The 14,171-nt window shown below is 40.2% G+C and carries 12 protein-coding genes; 5 read left to right on the top strand and 7 right to left on the bottom strand.

Translation table 11 applies throughout. The features are described 5' to 3' along the window. Positions 1–361 precede the first annotated feature (361 nt). The 3 genes from V7K38_RS22020 to mnmG are packed head-to-tail and all read right to left on the bottom strand — an operon-like array spanning position 362 to position 3,843. Positions 362–1,690: a hypothetical protein gene (locus V7K38_RS22020; RefSeq protein ID WP_334860615.1), complete on the bottom strand. Its 1,329-nt coding sequence runs from the start codon at positions 1,688–1,690 to the stop codon at positions 362–364. 60 nt (positions 1,691–1,750) lie between these two features. Continuing rightward, positions 1,751–1,873 (bottom strand): hypothetical protein, encoded by a 123-nt coding sequence (locus tag V7K38_RS22025; protein ID WP_334860617.1) that lies wholly within the window; start codon positions 1,871–1,873, stop codon positions 1,751–1,753. 47 nt (positions 1,874–1,920) lie between these two features. Continuing rightward, positions 1,921–3,843, bottom strand: a complete 1,923-nt coding sequence (mnmG, locus tag V7K38_RS22030; RefSeq protein WP_334860680.1) for a tRNA uridine-5-carboxymethylaminomethyl(34) synthesis enzyme MnmG — start codon at positions 3,841–3,843, stop codon at positions 1,921–1,923. Positions 3,844–4,223: 380 nt separating this feature from the next. On the opposite strand from mnmG, the gene V7K38_RS22035 reads away from it, so the two are divergent. Next, positions 4,224–5,096, top strand: a complete 873-nt coding sequence (locus tag V7K38_RS22035; protein ID WP_334860619.1) for a D-alanyl-D-alanine carboxypeptidase family protein — start codon at positions 4,224–4,226, stop codon at positions 5,094–5,096. Positions 5,097–5,159: 63 nt separating this feature from the next. Then, positions 5,160–6,674, top strand: coding sequence for an NYN domain-containing protein (locus V7K38_RS22040; protein ID WP_334860621.1), 1,515 nt, complete (start codon positions 5,160–5,162; stop codon positions 6,672–6,674). Positions 6,675–6,918: 244 nt separating this feature from the next. Here V7K38_RS22040 and V7K38_RS22045 read toward each other — a convergent pair whose 3' ends face one another. Next, entirely contained in the window at positions 6,919–7,281 is a 363-nt protein-coding gene (locus tag V7K38_RS22045; RefSeq protein WP_334860623.1) for a hypothetical protein, read from the bottom strand. A 208-nt stretch (positions 7,282–7,489) separates the two neighbouring features. Between V7K38_RS22045 and V7K38_RS22050 the strand changes: the two genes are divergently transcribed. From V7K38_RS22050 to acsF, 3 genes are all read left to right on the top strand, one after another. After that, on the top strand, positions 7,490–8,590 hold the full coding sequence (locus V7K38_RS22050; RefSeq protein WP_442940789.1) for a DMT family transporter: 1,101 nt from the start codon (positions 7,490–7,492) through the stop codon (positions 8,588–8,590). A 246-nt stretch (positions 8,591–8,836) separates the two neighbouring features. Beyond that, positions 8,837–9,496, top strand: a complete 660-nt coding sequence (locus V7K38_RS22055; protein ID WP_334860627.1) for a DUF2996 domain-containing protein — start codon at positions 8,837–8,839, stop codon at positions 9,494–9,496. A 483-nt stretch (positions 9,497–9,979) separates the two neighbouring features. After that, complete coding sequence (acsF, locus tag V7K38_RS22060; protein ID WP_334860629.1) at positions 9,980–11,056, top strand: magnesium-protoporphyrin IX monomethyl ester (oxidative) cyclase; 1,077 nt, start codon at positions 9,980–9,982, stop codon at positions 11,054–11,056. A 343-nt stretch (positions 11,057–11,399) separates the two neighbouring features. Here the strand turns inward: acsF and V7K38_RS22065 are convergent, their stop codons facing one another. The 3 genes from V7K38_RS22065 to V7K38_RS22075 form a co-directional block, all read right to left on the bottom strand. Then, complete coding sequence (locus tag V7K38_RS22065; RefSeq protein WP_334860631.1) at positions 11,400–11,651, bottom strand: hypothetical protein; 252 nt, start codon at positions 11,649–11,651, stop codon at positions 11,400–11,402. A gap of 2 nt (positions 11,652–11,653) precedes the next feature. Further along, positions 11,654–12,511: a hypothetical protein gene (locus V7K38_RS22070; protein WP_334860633.1), complete on the bottom strand. Its 858-nt coding sequence runs from the start codon at positions 12,509–12,511 to the stop codon at positions 11,654–11,656. Positions 12,512–12,676: 165 nt separating this feature from the next. After that, a complete protein-coding gene (locus V7K38_RS22075) occupies positions 12,677–13,453 on the bottom strand; it encodes an RNA polymerase sigma factor SigF (RefSeq protein WP_334860635.1) in 777 nt (258 codons plus the stop codon). Positions 13,454–14,171 lie beyond the last annotated feature (718 nt).

Genomic DNA, 14,171 nt, shown 5'->3' on the forward strand with positions numbered 1-14,171 from the left:
GCATTCTACAATTTTTTATAGTACAGCACGGCGTAAATAAACCACCCATTCCAAATCAATAGAACGCTCACCCTGTATTCATTTTGAATTTTGAATTTTGAATTTTGAATTGTTAATGGTTATTGTAAGTTTTTAACTCGGACTCCCTATAAAGGTTTAGAAGAGTATACCAATACACCAGAAAATTTTCTTGGCTTTCTCAAGACTAAAGGCTATTCATCCGATCCTAAATATGTCTGAAAAGTTGTAGCTAATTAAAGAGGGACTTTGTGTTTCTCTAAGTGGTGACGACAATCATATTCATTTTGAAATTAACCCACCAGTAAGGATCTCATTTTTGGTGAGTTCGATGCATTGGATTTCACAACTTCTGCCCTGCGTAAATCGAGCGCACTTCACCGTTACGACGGATGACTGCTTCGCCATTACTAACCTCTACGAGTGTCCAACCGCTTTCACCAATGCTTTCACCCATATTGATGCGGCGAGTCACACCGTCAATTTTAAACAAAGCGGCAGATTTGTTACCTAACTCTAGCAATCCTTCTAAGGTATTACTCGGAGCAACTGCGATCGCAGTTGCTGGATATACTTGTTCCTGGGTAATAGTTGGTTCTGACTCTGGCGCAAGTGCAGCCCGTAATGGAACCACTGGTAATGCAGGCAGAGGGTTAGGTGTTTGGCGCACCGTAATAGGTACAGTTCGTCCAGCTACAGGTTTGAGTTCTGCTTGGACAGCCGCAGCCAACATGCTGACGTTTACAGGCTTGGCAGCTTGTTGCACTTTATTCAGGGCGTTTTTCACAATATTAGGTTGATATCCCTGCAACGCACTGGCAACTTGCGGCATTAGCATAGGACTACCAGGAATTGACGGCAGTGCATTATGCATTGGCGACGGCGCTTGATAAACGGGAACATAGATCCGCTCAACAACGCTTCCAGAACGGTTAGGGGTTGATGGTGTATTGTTAGCGAGAGGTGGAAGTGGTGGTAAATTACTAGTTGTTTGCCCGTTACCAAGGGCTATTTGATTAGTATTTGTCTGACTGGAGAATCTTGAACTGAAAGATTTTTGATTGCTTTTTAATTCTTGTTTGTCTATAACTGCTAGCGATCCCAGCATATAGTCAACCAAATCTGCCTCAATTTCTGTTTTTACAGGCAACTGTGAGTGCGTTTGCGGTGCTAGAAAAGCTTGCTGGGTCAAGTTAGGATTTAAAAGGTATACGACTCCAGACTGCACCAGGTAGATAATACCAGCGATCGCCACACCTAAAGTTGTTCCCACAATCAGCAATCTGCCCAAAGCCCGACTACTTTTATGACGCTTTCTACTAACTGGTTTAATGATGCCATTATTAAAGACAACGGTACTCAAGTGCTTGTGGTTATCTTGAGTAACTGACTGTCCGTTTGGTAATATAATCTGCGGTATCGTAACTGTATGCAACACCTTTTCTGGAGCTTGGGAGGAAACTCCAGCAAAAGACTGGCTCGATTTGTTCTGCCTACCCTGCCTAATGGTTTGAGAAGGCAGATTATCACTAACATCCAGAATGTAGTCGATATCGGCAAAGAGTTCATCCATTAGACCATCAGCATAGTTTTCTATCGACCAAGGCTCGTTGGCGATTAAGTCTTCTGATGGTTCTGGTACTATGAGACGGGTGCTGGCTTCTTGTAACATAGACGTTCTGGGTTATTGCTAGGACGAGGAAACGCCGCGCCTACTGCCTCTTAATTAGGATTACAGATGAGATATCCAATCCGCCGTCTTCTTGAGACGAGTTGGTTGAGCGTTGGTATTAAAATCAACTTGAATCTGGGGATTGGGGATGATAGCAGTACTAATATTTATGTCATCTATCATACCAATCTCCCTGCTTACTACTATACTCAGTCTTTATCAAGTTTGTGTTAAGCCAAAGCTGGAAATCCTTGCTGGTTATTGCTTCTACGCAATTCCAAATATAATAATAAAGCGTTGATATCGGCTGGGTTTACACCACCTATACGTGCAGCTTGACCAAGAGTGAGTGGTTTTACGTAATTCAGCTTTTCCCGTGCCTCTTTGGAAAGGGTATCAATTGTTGTATAATCCAAATCCACAGGTAACTGGCGGTATGCTTGGCGGGCAATTTGGTCAATCTGATTTTGTTGCCTAGCGAGATAGCCAGAATATTTGATGTCAATTTCTGCGCCTTCTTTCTCCGCGCGGTTGAGGTTGGGGTTTCCTAGTCCGAACCTGTCGAGGTGAACGTAATGGAATCCGGGACGGCGCAGTAAGTCATTGAGTGTAATTGAACCTTTAATTAATTGCTGGGTATCAGATGCGATCGCTATTCCTATTTCATCATGTTCTTTGACTCGTGTAGCTTGCAATCTTTGTTTTTCTATGGTAATATTTCCCTGTTTTTGGGTAAATAGATCCCATCTGCGATCGTCAATTAAACCAATTTCTCGTCCCAAGGTTGTCAAACGTTGGTCGGCGTTGTCAGAACGCAATAATAAGCGATACTCAGACCGACTGGTGAGCATCCGGTAAGGTTCGCGTAAATCTTTTGTACACAGGTCATCAACTAGCGTGCCAATGTAACTTTGCTCGCGGGCAAACACAATCATTTCTTGAGAACGAACAAATCGAGCTGCGTTAATTCCTGCCACAATTCCTTGGGCTGCCGCTTCTTCATAACCTGTAGTGCCGTTAATTTGCCCAGCACAAAATAATCCGGCAACCTTCTTGGTCATCAGTGTAGGGTAACACTGAGTTGCAGGTAAATAATCATATTCCACAGCATAAGCGGGACGCAGCATCACACATTTTTCCAAACCGGGAAGAGTCCGCAACATAAACAGTTGCAAATTTTCTGGCAACCCTGTAGAAAAACCTTGGATATAAAGTTCGGGTATATCCCGTCCTTCTGGCTCAATAAAAATTTGGTGGCTTTCCTTATCGGCAAAGCGCACAATTTTATCCTCAATACTGGGACAATAACGCGGCCCTTTCGCTTCCACCCAACCGCCATAAACTGGTGACAGGTGCAAATTATCTTTAATTAGGCGATGGGTTTCGGCGGTGGTGCGGGTGATGTAACAAGGCATTTGTTCCCGTTCTACCCACGCCTCTGGGTCAAAACTAAACCAGCGCACATCTTCATCCCCTGGCTGGATTAGCATTTTACTATAATCTAGCGATCGCTTATCTACTCGTGCTGGAGTTCCAGTTTTGAGTCTTCCGGTTTCAAATCCCAGCCGATTTAGGGTTTGTGTCAATCCCTCAGCCGCAAATTCTCCAGCGCGTCCGGCTGGCATTGATTTGTTGCCAACCCAAATTTTCCCTCCTAAGAAAGTGCCAGTTGTCAAGATGACAGCTTTACATTGGAACCCTACACCAAAATAAGTTTCAACGCCGATGACTTCATCATTAGCACCTAGCACCAAATCTACTACCATACTTTCGCGGATTGTCAAGTTTTCTTGATTCTCGACAATATTCTTCATCACTGCTGCATATTCGCGCTTGTCCGTCTGGGCGCGTAATGCCCAAACAGCAGGCCCCCGTGAAGAGTTGAGGATACGTTTTTGCAAATAGGTGCGGTCTGCTACTTTACCGATTTCTCCGCCGAGTGCGTCTACCTCATGAGTCAATTGAGATTTGGCAGGGCCACCCACTGCTGGATTACAGGGTTGCCAAGCGATTTTATCCAAGTTGAGCGTCAATAACAGGGTTCGACAACCGAGGCGTGCAGAGGCGAGAGCCGCTTCGCAACCGGAGTGACCTGCACCGACGACTATGACATCAAAAGCGTCTTGGAATTCAACGGAATTGTGCATGGTCATACTTACAGGATCGGCAAGCTTAGAGTTCTTTTCAATTTTAACTGTTCCAGTGGTTTCATGGATGTAACTTTCTAATAAAAAAGTTATCAAATTTACTAGTACTCAATTAGATACAATTTTTTATTTTTCAACTTGAGTATTAAACAAAAAATATAATATTTTTTAATATTTGTGACAACGTTCCGGGTTATTTATCACAGCTATTGTTCACATGGTTAGTCATTAATACAATCTAATCTCTGATTGGTATGTATTCGATAATTTGGATAAAACTAGAGTTCAGTGACAATAAAACATTTATGATTTTAACTTATCAATAACATAAATTCCCAGAAGTTCATTACCTTGTATCTTTGAATCAACTAAACAATTATTTAAGAATGAAACTCACCATCAAGAAGCCAAGAGATATTACTAGATTTATTAGAAAAGCAAGTTTCATAATTATAGTTATCGGGATGATTTTTGTCTTAGTAGCTAGTAATGAGATTACCCACCAAAAATTTGCTAGAACTGCCCAACCATTAAGTGTATGCTCTACTACTGGTTCACTACCTTGTATTGATACCTCTAAAGAGATGACATCAAAACCATTTATTCCCAACCTAAAATTAAATGAAAAACAGCGTTTTTTATCTGCGGTTAGCCAGAAATTAGCCACGATTCCCCAGGCTGGTACTTATGAATATACTTTGTTGCGAACTTATGGTGCAGTTTTTGTAAATCAAGATATCGGAATTAAACTGCCGCCAAAAGATATCTTTGCCAATGAACAAGAAGCCGAACAATTTCAAGCTACTTTAATAATGGGTCACGTTGATAGCACTAATGATTGTTATTTACAAAAATCGGCAGCTGACGCTCTAAATAAAGCGCAAGTTCAACAACATATACCACTAAAATCTGGTTATGGTTCTGGTGATTGTACTCGCACTTTTAACACGAATTTAAGATTTTGGCAAAAATATGCTAACAATCAAACTTTGGCAAAAGTCCAACAGGGCAAAGAAACAAAAATTCTCGGTTTAGTTGCACCTCCAGGAACTTCACAACATCTCTGGGGATTAGCAATTGATTTACGTGTAGGCAGTAAAGAACAAAGAAAAGCTCTGAATCAAAATGGTTGGTTTCAAACTGTAGAAAATGATGTTCCACATTGGACTTATGTGGGTTTAACTGAAGATAATTTACCTCTATTTGGTTTCAATAAACAAGTTATCCGGGGAATTACTTATTGGATTACACCACTTTAATTGTTAGATAGCATGAAAACTTGGGAATACTAATCTAAAAGATGTATTGTCAGGGATTTAGCTATGCCAAACGAAGCTGCTAACCAGGAGCAAAGCTTCCTAATTGATTTATTAAGAGCAACTTATCAAAATCAGGAAGTATATCCAATTCTGCAACATAACTTAAGCAAACTCAACGATAATTTAGCTTTAATGTTGCGAAAATGGGTCAGCGATCGCTTTGCTAAAGAACCTGCGATTGCTATTAATTTAGCTAGAGTCCTTATAAAACTGAGTACAATTATTCAAGAGTTTGAACAAGGGAACCTTGCGAGTAATTTGGAAATTGCGATTGCAGGTTATGAATCAGTTTTACAAGTGTGTACCCGTGAAGCTTTTCCCAAAGAATGCGATATCGTTCAGCAAGCTTTGGTAACAGCTTATCAGCAACGCCAGCAAATTTTTTCCAGAACCATTGGTGAACTTCGAGAGCATACTGTTCAAACCCAGAGTCAGATTAATACATTAACTGAGCAGTTACAGCAGGAATCAGAACAAGCAAAACTACAAGTTGATGAATTAAAAACAATCATTACGCAGTTAAAGCAGGAAGTAAGTAGTTACGAGCCGACACAAGAAATAACGTCTTTAATAGCTGATTTGACAGAATTAAAACAGCGTCATGCTCGTGTGGAGCAGCTTACTACCAAGGCTCATATTTCATCTAATATTGGGGAGTTCAATACAGCTATTTTTTATGATGTTGAAAACTTAACAATGGGTAGAAGTAACCCTAATTTAAATTTCTCTCTTAAACAAATTCAAACAAATCTGGAAAACACTTGTTTAGTTAATAAAATTGCTATCCAATGTGCTTATGCTGACTGGAGTGATTCTCGATTAAGACTGTTAAAGAATGAGATTCAAGAACTTGGTATTGAAGCAATTCAAATTTTTGATTACAGTTATAAACGGAATGCAGCAGATATGCAACTAGCGATTGATGTCATGGAATTAGCCCAGAGTCGTCCGACGTTGCAAGTTTTTGTTATTATATCAGGTGATGGTGCATTTGCCGCTTTAGCTAAAAAGCTCCATGAATATGGAAAGACTGTAATTGGATGTGCTTACGAAGGACAAATTAATCGGGTTCTTAAGTCTGTTTGCGATTGCTTTATACCTATACCTGCTCCCCAAGCAAAAATAGAGGAGATTCCAATTCATGAAGTAACTAGCGATAGTTTATTAAATGATGATGTTTTCGTAGAAACTAAGAAAATTTTGCAGGGATTAAAGCAAAATATTGAGCAATTAAATCAGCTTAAGCAAGTTGGTATTCCTATATCTCAAATTCACAAGATATTAAGAGAAAAAATTCCAGCTTTTGACCAAAAAAGAGAACAATACGGTGAAAAATTGACAATATTCTTGAATAAAGTCATTGAAGAAACAGATATTTATCTATCGATTGAGAACAATAAATTATTTTTAAGAGAAATATTAACGATAGGCTCTAATGACTCATCAAATAAAATCGTGAAAGCTCTAACTGACTCTAGCAATAGCTTCAAAGAAGTTGTAGCATCTGGTAAATCTTAATACCAATTATTACTTTATCAAATCAACCTTGTTGAAACAACGAGATTAAGCCCCTTGTTCAAGAGTTTTAGGTTGTAGATCCATAGCAGCTTGTTATTAAACATCGCAACCTAAATGTCATAAATTACGCAACAATAGCACAAACACAAATTTTCAGGTAGGGGCAATTCATGAATTGCCCCTACCGCATGTAGTTTTGCTTCTCTGGTTTTAGCAAAATATTAATTGAAAGGTCGATTTAGTATTACTTCACTTCGCTAGGTTCAAACTTTGTCACTTTACCTTTCTTAATTGCTACAATCACATCGTAGTGAGAGCAGTAAGCGAATGTGACATCATTGGCTTTGTTATAAAGGTTAACTACATGACCTGCACCACCTACCTGGATACCAATTGGCTCCAAGTCACCAAAAAAGAAACGACGTAGTTGATCGCCACTACCAATCTGACCCTTACTTTTAGTAAGCAAATCTATTTTTTGGGCTACAGACATCTCTTCGGCTGCTGATGCCTGTACTAATGACGGATTGATCGCTTTTAATGGTGCGTCCCAAACTGTGAAAAAACCAACCAAAGCAAAAGTTGTAAGTAAAGGTGCTAGTTTCATTTTTGACTTCTCTTTTTTGTTTTATCCTGAACATCCCAAGCATCTCAAGTGGGAGTGAGAGCCGATTGAAACTAAGGCACTATTTTCATGAATTTATCCTTTGAGAAAACTTAGTTTATTCTCAGCGCTTTCTCAGGCAATGATGGTGCCTCAAAGTCACAGCATAATTTAAGTATTTTCTCAACAAAACCTCATTTTAAACTGCGTGATGGCAACATATAATGAGCAATGCTTTCATTGCAGTGGTGTTATTGTGAGTAGACCCAAAAGACCACATTGCTTAATTCATAGAGTTTCAGGACAAACATATCTCTGGCTAGCAATGCTAATTTTTGCAGCATCTGGTGCAGTTACCCGGAAGCTAACAGAAATTGGCGCTGAACATTTTATCGGCGAACGTAATCCGATTTCTTTGTGTAATGTTTTATTTGTGGGAAACCTTTGCGCCTTGATACTTTTAATCCTGATTTATGGGGGACAGTGGAACAAAGCTACTTTAAAGCAACTCTCAAGGACGGATTGGGTCAGTTTAACAGCAGTAGCTATTTTATCGGGAGCATTGGCTCCTGGCTTAGTTTTCCAGGCGCTTGCACTCACAGGGGTAAATAATGTCATCTTGGTAGGACGCTTGGAACCGCCTCTAACTCTGGCTTTATCAGTTTGGTTATTAAGAGAACGGGTAAATATTTGGGAATTTGTCGGCGCGATCGCAGCCTTTATTGGTGTTATCCTAACTATCATCCTTCAGCCTCCAGCAGATACCATGATGCATATGGGAGGTTTCAGGTTAGGCATAGGGGAACTTTTAGCAGCAGTAGCATCTATAGCCGGAACTGCTTCTACCATTATTGGTAAGAAATACCTTTCGCAGATTCCTTTAGGAATCTATAGCATCTTTCGCACTGCATTAGGAACCGTAATCTTTTTCTTCATTGCTTTAATCCTTTATGGCAGCGATCATTTCGCTGATGTCCTCTCACCATTCTTATGGCAGTGGATGTTTCTCTATGGTGGGTTAATTGTGGTAGTAGGTCAGTCTTTTTGGATTAAAGGCTTGAAAACTTCTACTGTCTCTACAGCTTCCTTAGTTAGCTCATTTAGCCCAATTATAGGCATCCTAGCAGCCTATTTAATTTTGGGTGAAGCCCCTACCATACCTCAATATATTGGCGGTAGCGTGATTTTAGTAGGTATATTTTTGAGCCAGCTTGGAATTTGGCGTAAGACTTCTAAGATTGCTTCTGGCAAGGTAAATTCTACTGCGGCACAGCAACAGATAGAAGCTGATATGGGATTCAAGGGGATTTGAAGAAGGCGGAAGAATTTTAGATTTTGGATTTTGGATTTTGGATTTTGGATTGAACATCTAAAATCGCAAATCAAAAATTGAAGAGTGGGGGACAGAAGGGAAGAAAGCTTATGCCATAAGCTTTTGTGTTGTTTTTAACTGTACAGTTATTATTGCCTTGCTGCACTAGTATGTCAAAATAAAAATACCAGATATATCAAGGTGAGCGATCGCTCCAAAAGCTAGATTAAAGGATTGACCTGAGCAATGGCAGACCCAACCAATCACAATCAAGCGGGAGAAGTAGCTCCCAGCACTGTTGACAAACAAGCCCCTAGTGTGGCTGAAGAACACGCTCCTAGTACAGATTCCCCCGAAGCTACAGACCTTCCTACTGCTAACACGCCAGATCCGAAAGCCGCAAACCCTGAAGATAATCTCAATGCTGCTAAACCAGCTGCTGCATCATCGAAGCGAGAAAAACCAGCCGCCGCCGCCGCAACAGAAGAAAAACCAGCCGCCGCTAAAGCCGCCAAAAAGGAAAAAGCCCCAGCTGTTGAAGATAAGCCATTTGTAGAGTTCATCGAGCAAGACTACTTGCCAGCTTTACAAAAAGCGATCGCTCAACAAGGGGTACAAGATTTACAGGTATCTTTTGCCAAGCAGAAATTACGAATTACTGGCTTTGAATCTGCTGAAGAATGCTGGCAAATTATCGGCAGTTGGAAAGAAACTGGTGTGCGTCAGTTCAACCTGTATTTCCCCGACGAAGATATTCAAGGTAAAAAGGGATTTTCCTGTAACGAAGGCAAAAAACCTAGCACTCTTGAGTCATTCTTAATCGATGAGCGCAAAATCACACTCGATTTGTTAGTATTTGGCTTAGTTCAGCGCTTAGATGGTCAAAAGTGGCTAGGTATAAATTAGTCATTGAGCATTAGTTTTTGACAAAGAACTAATGACGAAGGACACTTTAGAGTGGGTGGAAATGATAAATAATATCATGTCCGCTAGACATCTCCAAAAATGATTGTAGAGACGTTGCAGTGCTACGTCTTTACAATCATTCTGGATAACACATATTTAATTTCTGGAGATGTCTAATCTAAAAAACACTCGATTACTCACTAACACTGCAAAGAAAGCAAACCTAAATCCTGTCTCCGATTCTTGGTTCTGTAAACATTGAATGATTGTTGCAACTCTTAATCTTTTGCTTACAAATTTCTAACCCACACCTTGGTAGACTGAACTTTATACAATTGGATTATTATGGGCTGTTAGGCTTTAACAGAACATTATCCTTGGCTTTCTGGTGAGGCAGTTGCTCGGAGGGGTTTTCCCCCATGAATAACTGCACCAAGTCGAAGGGTTTACTTAAGATAATAAAGACGAAAGAGCAATCAAGACATGGTAGATTCCCTCAAAAAACCAGGCTTTGAAGAAATCCGGCCAGGGATTAAAGTCCCGGCAAAAGAAACCCTGTTAACACCTCGGTTTTATACTACCGATTTTGATGAAATGGCGCGGATGGATATTTCCGTCAATGAAGACGAGTTACAAGCCATTCTCGAAGAGTTCCGCACTGACTACAACCGCCATCACTTTGTTCGAGATGCGGAGTTTGACCAATCCTGGGATCATATTGATGGGGAAACTCGCAAGTTATTCGTTGAGTTTCTAGAACGTTCTTGTACGGCAGAGTTTTCTGGCTTTTTGCTATATAAAGAACTTGGCCGTCGTTTGAAAGGAAAAAGCCCCGTATTGGCAGAGTGCTTTAACCTGATGTCACGGGATGAAGCACGTCACGCTGGCTTTTTGAATAAAGCTTTGTCGGACTTTAATCTTTCCCTAGATCTAGGGTTTTTGACTAAGAGTCGCAGTTATACCTTCTTTAAACCGAAATTCATCTTCTACGCCACCTATATTTCTGAGAAGATTGGTTATTGGCGCTACATCACTATTTATCGCCATTTAGAAACACACCCCGAAGACCGGGTTTATCCAATCTTCCGGTTCTTTGAGAACTGGTGTCAGGATGAAAACCGTCACAGTGATTTCTTTGATGCGGTCATGAAATCTCAGCCGCAAATGTTGAACGATTGGAAAGCACGGCTGTGGAGTCGGTTCTTCCTGTTGTCGGTATTTGCGACAATGTATCTCAATGACATCCAACGCAAGGACTTTTACGCCACCTTGGGATTGGATGCAAGAGAATACGACATCCACGTAATTCAGAAGACTAACGAAAACGCTGGTCGGGTGTTCCCTCTGATGCTGGATGTAGAGAATCCAGAGTTTTATCAGCGCTTGGATACTTGTATCAGCAATAATGAGAAACTGGGTGCGATCGCTAATTCTAACACTCCCAAATTCCTGCAATTCTTCCAGAAACTGCCACATTACATCTCGAACGGCTGGCAGTTATTGCGGCTGTACTTAATGAAACCGATTGATACTGCTTCTACTCAAGGGGCAGTTCGCTAATTTATAACAGGTTTGCGAATGCTTTAGTGGTTCTGCTGATTGCAGAGCCACTTTTTTTGTCCAGAATACGGGCAATTCATGAATTGTCCCTACCTAACCCTCACTTAATCATTCACGAACAACAAAATTCCCGACTTCTCTAAGAGGATGTTTTAAAAGTCCTCTGGTCGGTAGCCAAACGTTTTAGATCCCCCTAAATCCCCCTTAAAAAGGGAGACTTTCAGAGACTTTGCCCCCCTTTTTAAGGGGGGTTGGGGGGATCAGCAAGTGCCTAAAATTACAGCCAACCACTTTTAAAACATCCTCTAAGAAATCAGGAATCTCAGGCTTGAATTTTTACAAATCAAATAGGATTCATATAGCGATTTTGATAGTAAGCCAAAATTTGGTTAAATCGTTGCCGACTTTCTAAACTAGAGTTTGCTGCCCACGAAATGGACAAGCCACCAATTTGACTTTGATTGTAATCAAACTGTTGGGATGATTGAGGAATTAAATCCACTTCTACCCCTTCTATTTGACGTAAATGAGCTGCTATCTCTCTATAGACAGCTAAAGGCAAACCAGCGAATTCAATTTTTTCCTTAGTCTCCATCTCTATGAAGCTCCAACATTAAAAGGATTTGAGGAGGGCGTTGCCACTGAAACAGGATTACCATTAGCAGATACAGCTGATGGCGTTGAGTTGACAGGCCCTTCCCCTACCATTTTGGCAACTTCGATACCAAATTGTTCAAGAATTACAATCGGATTGGAGCCTCCATTCATTTCAATCCGTTTAATCAGTACACCATTGGCTAACCTCTGTCCAGCTTGCACATAGCGACTTGTGGGTTCATCTGGTACTTTGATAATTGCCTGCGGTTCCTTACTAATCAGAACTACACCACTCACAATAACTGCCCTTGCTAGCTCAGGTTGTGCTGCTGGTGGTAATACAGATACTAAGGTGGGGTTGGAGACAACTTGAGGCAAAACTTTAGGCAAGACTGAAGTCAAAGTAGGATTGACTTTTTTTGGTACAGAAGCAATGTTATTTTTCTTCTGATTTGAAGCTATAGCTATGCTGCGTGTTGGAAGTTTTCGTACTACTAGCGATGCAGTAGGTAGCTTAGGCAACACGGGAACTGGTCTTCCAGGTGTTGCAGAAACTCCAAAAACCGTCGGCCCTAAAATTTGTGCGAACGGATCAGTGCGGTTTTTTGATATCAGAATTAACCGTTCCCGCTCTGTAGCATTAGTGGATTGAATCAAGCTAGCAGATGCAGGAGTAACTTGTGAAATCTGTTTGGCAGGTATCACTGGATTCTTAAAGGATTGAGCCGCCGGTGGCGACTTTGCGGCTATTTTGGCAATCGGTGCGGGATTGATGGCTTGTGGTGTATCTTCGGAAGCACATCCAGCGATCGCTAAGGTTAAAATAGCTGCAATTGTAATTTTTGAATTTCTGCCCATGAGCTGTTCTCAAAAGCCATTGGAAAATTTAAAAATGGAAATCAACATGCCTGAAATTTGTATCAAAGGCAAAGTATCTTCCCTTTATAACCTAATTTTTTACATTTCAAGGGTTATTTTTAGCACTAGCAGCCCAGCATAACTGCGGATTCAGTTTTTTTGCAGTTAATCGTCTGCTACACCCATAAGCTGTTTCATCAAATCCAGACCTTTCTTGACTCTACGGGAAACTGTGACGACACTGATTCCCAGATGCTCTGCAACTTGTTTTTGTGTCAAATCTTGTAAAAACACGCATTCCAACACATCGCGGGTACGTTCTTCAAGCTGAACTAATGCTTGTTGCAAGCGAAGTTGATCTTCTTGTGCCAATTGAAAGCTGCGATAGTGAGGATCTGGAACCAATTCTCCCAAACAAGTAGAGCCTTCTTCTCCATCTTGGATTGGTACATCAAGACTCAAGGGAGCGCGATTTATCCACGCTAACTTAATTTCTTGCCATTCGTTTGGAGAAATTTCTAGTGCTGTTGCTAATTCGGTGTCTGTTGGTTGGCGATTATGCTTTTCACGCCAAGAACGTGACACTCCTATTGCTTGCTGTTGCAGTGCTAACCACTTCCGAGGAATTCGCACAGTGACACCTTTATCTCGGAGATAGTGTTGAATTTCACCCCGAATATAGGGAAGAGCATAGGAACTAAAGGCGTGTCCCTTGGAAAGTTCAAATTTTTCAATTGCTCTGATTAAACCCAAACATCCAACCTGGATCAAATCATCGTAGGTTTCATGACATTGATTCGTCCAGTAGTGAGCTTCTTTTCTTACAAGTCCAAAATTGAGTTTTACCAGTTGATTGCGAACATTTTCTGACCGAGATTGCTGATATTCTCGCAACAACTGCCAAATTTCATGTTTGAGTTCATTGGTGACTGTGGTAGGCATAGCACCGTATTTATTGAGTAAATTAACAATCAATTACTCACTTTTAAATTTAGCTGCGATCGCACGATATTAAAGACAATATTGTGCTATTTCTAATAGCAAATACTATGGTAGTAACAATTTATTTGTAGACAAAATTCCATAGATTTGCTTGAGTGAGAATCGAGCAAAATTTAAATGAGCGGAATTGGTATTTATTTTGTTATTTATCTTTAGGATAATCTGTAGCTGCTTTTAGAACTACATAGAAATAAAATATAAAATTAATCACTAAATATCAAACCGAGATTTTACTTAACTTTAATTAATTAATGGTGAAGCTAATTTCTAGAAATAAAACAATAGTAGCCAGAATTTTTTTTGATAGTAAAAGTTTTATTTACAGTAAAATTACCTGTCATTCAACTGATATTCAACCAATAATTAAAAATTACTAATAATATTGGGAAAATAGTATGTATATTTACGTAACCCAATACAACAAAAGTCAATCTCGCCATTTGTTGTACTAGGGAGATATTGCGGGGCAAAATATCACTCAATACGGTTCAGTTAAGGGCTATTGGTAAAAATTTTTGGTTTTTGAGAGGCGATAAATCGCCGTCTCTACAAGTGTTTTGGTCTGATCTGAACTGTATTGCTTTATAAAAAACCTATCTACCACCTTAAAAAAAGGCAGGGCTGTTTTATTCTTTCAAAGCCTCTTGAAAACTTGGGG

The sequence above is a fragment of the Nostoc sp. genome, assembly GCF_036917465.1.
GTDB lineage: Bacteria > Cyanobacteriota > Cyanobacteriia > Cyanobacteriales > Nostocaceae > Nostoc.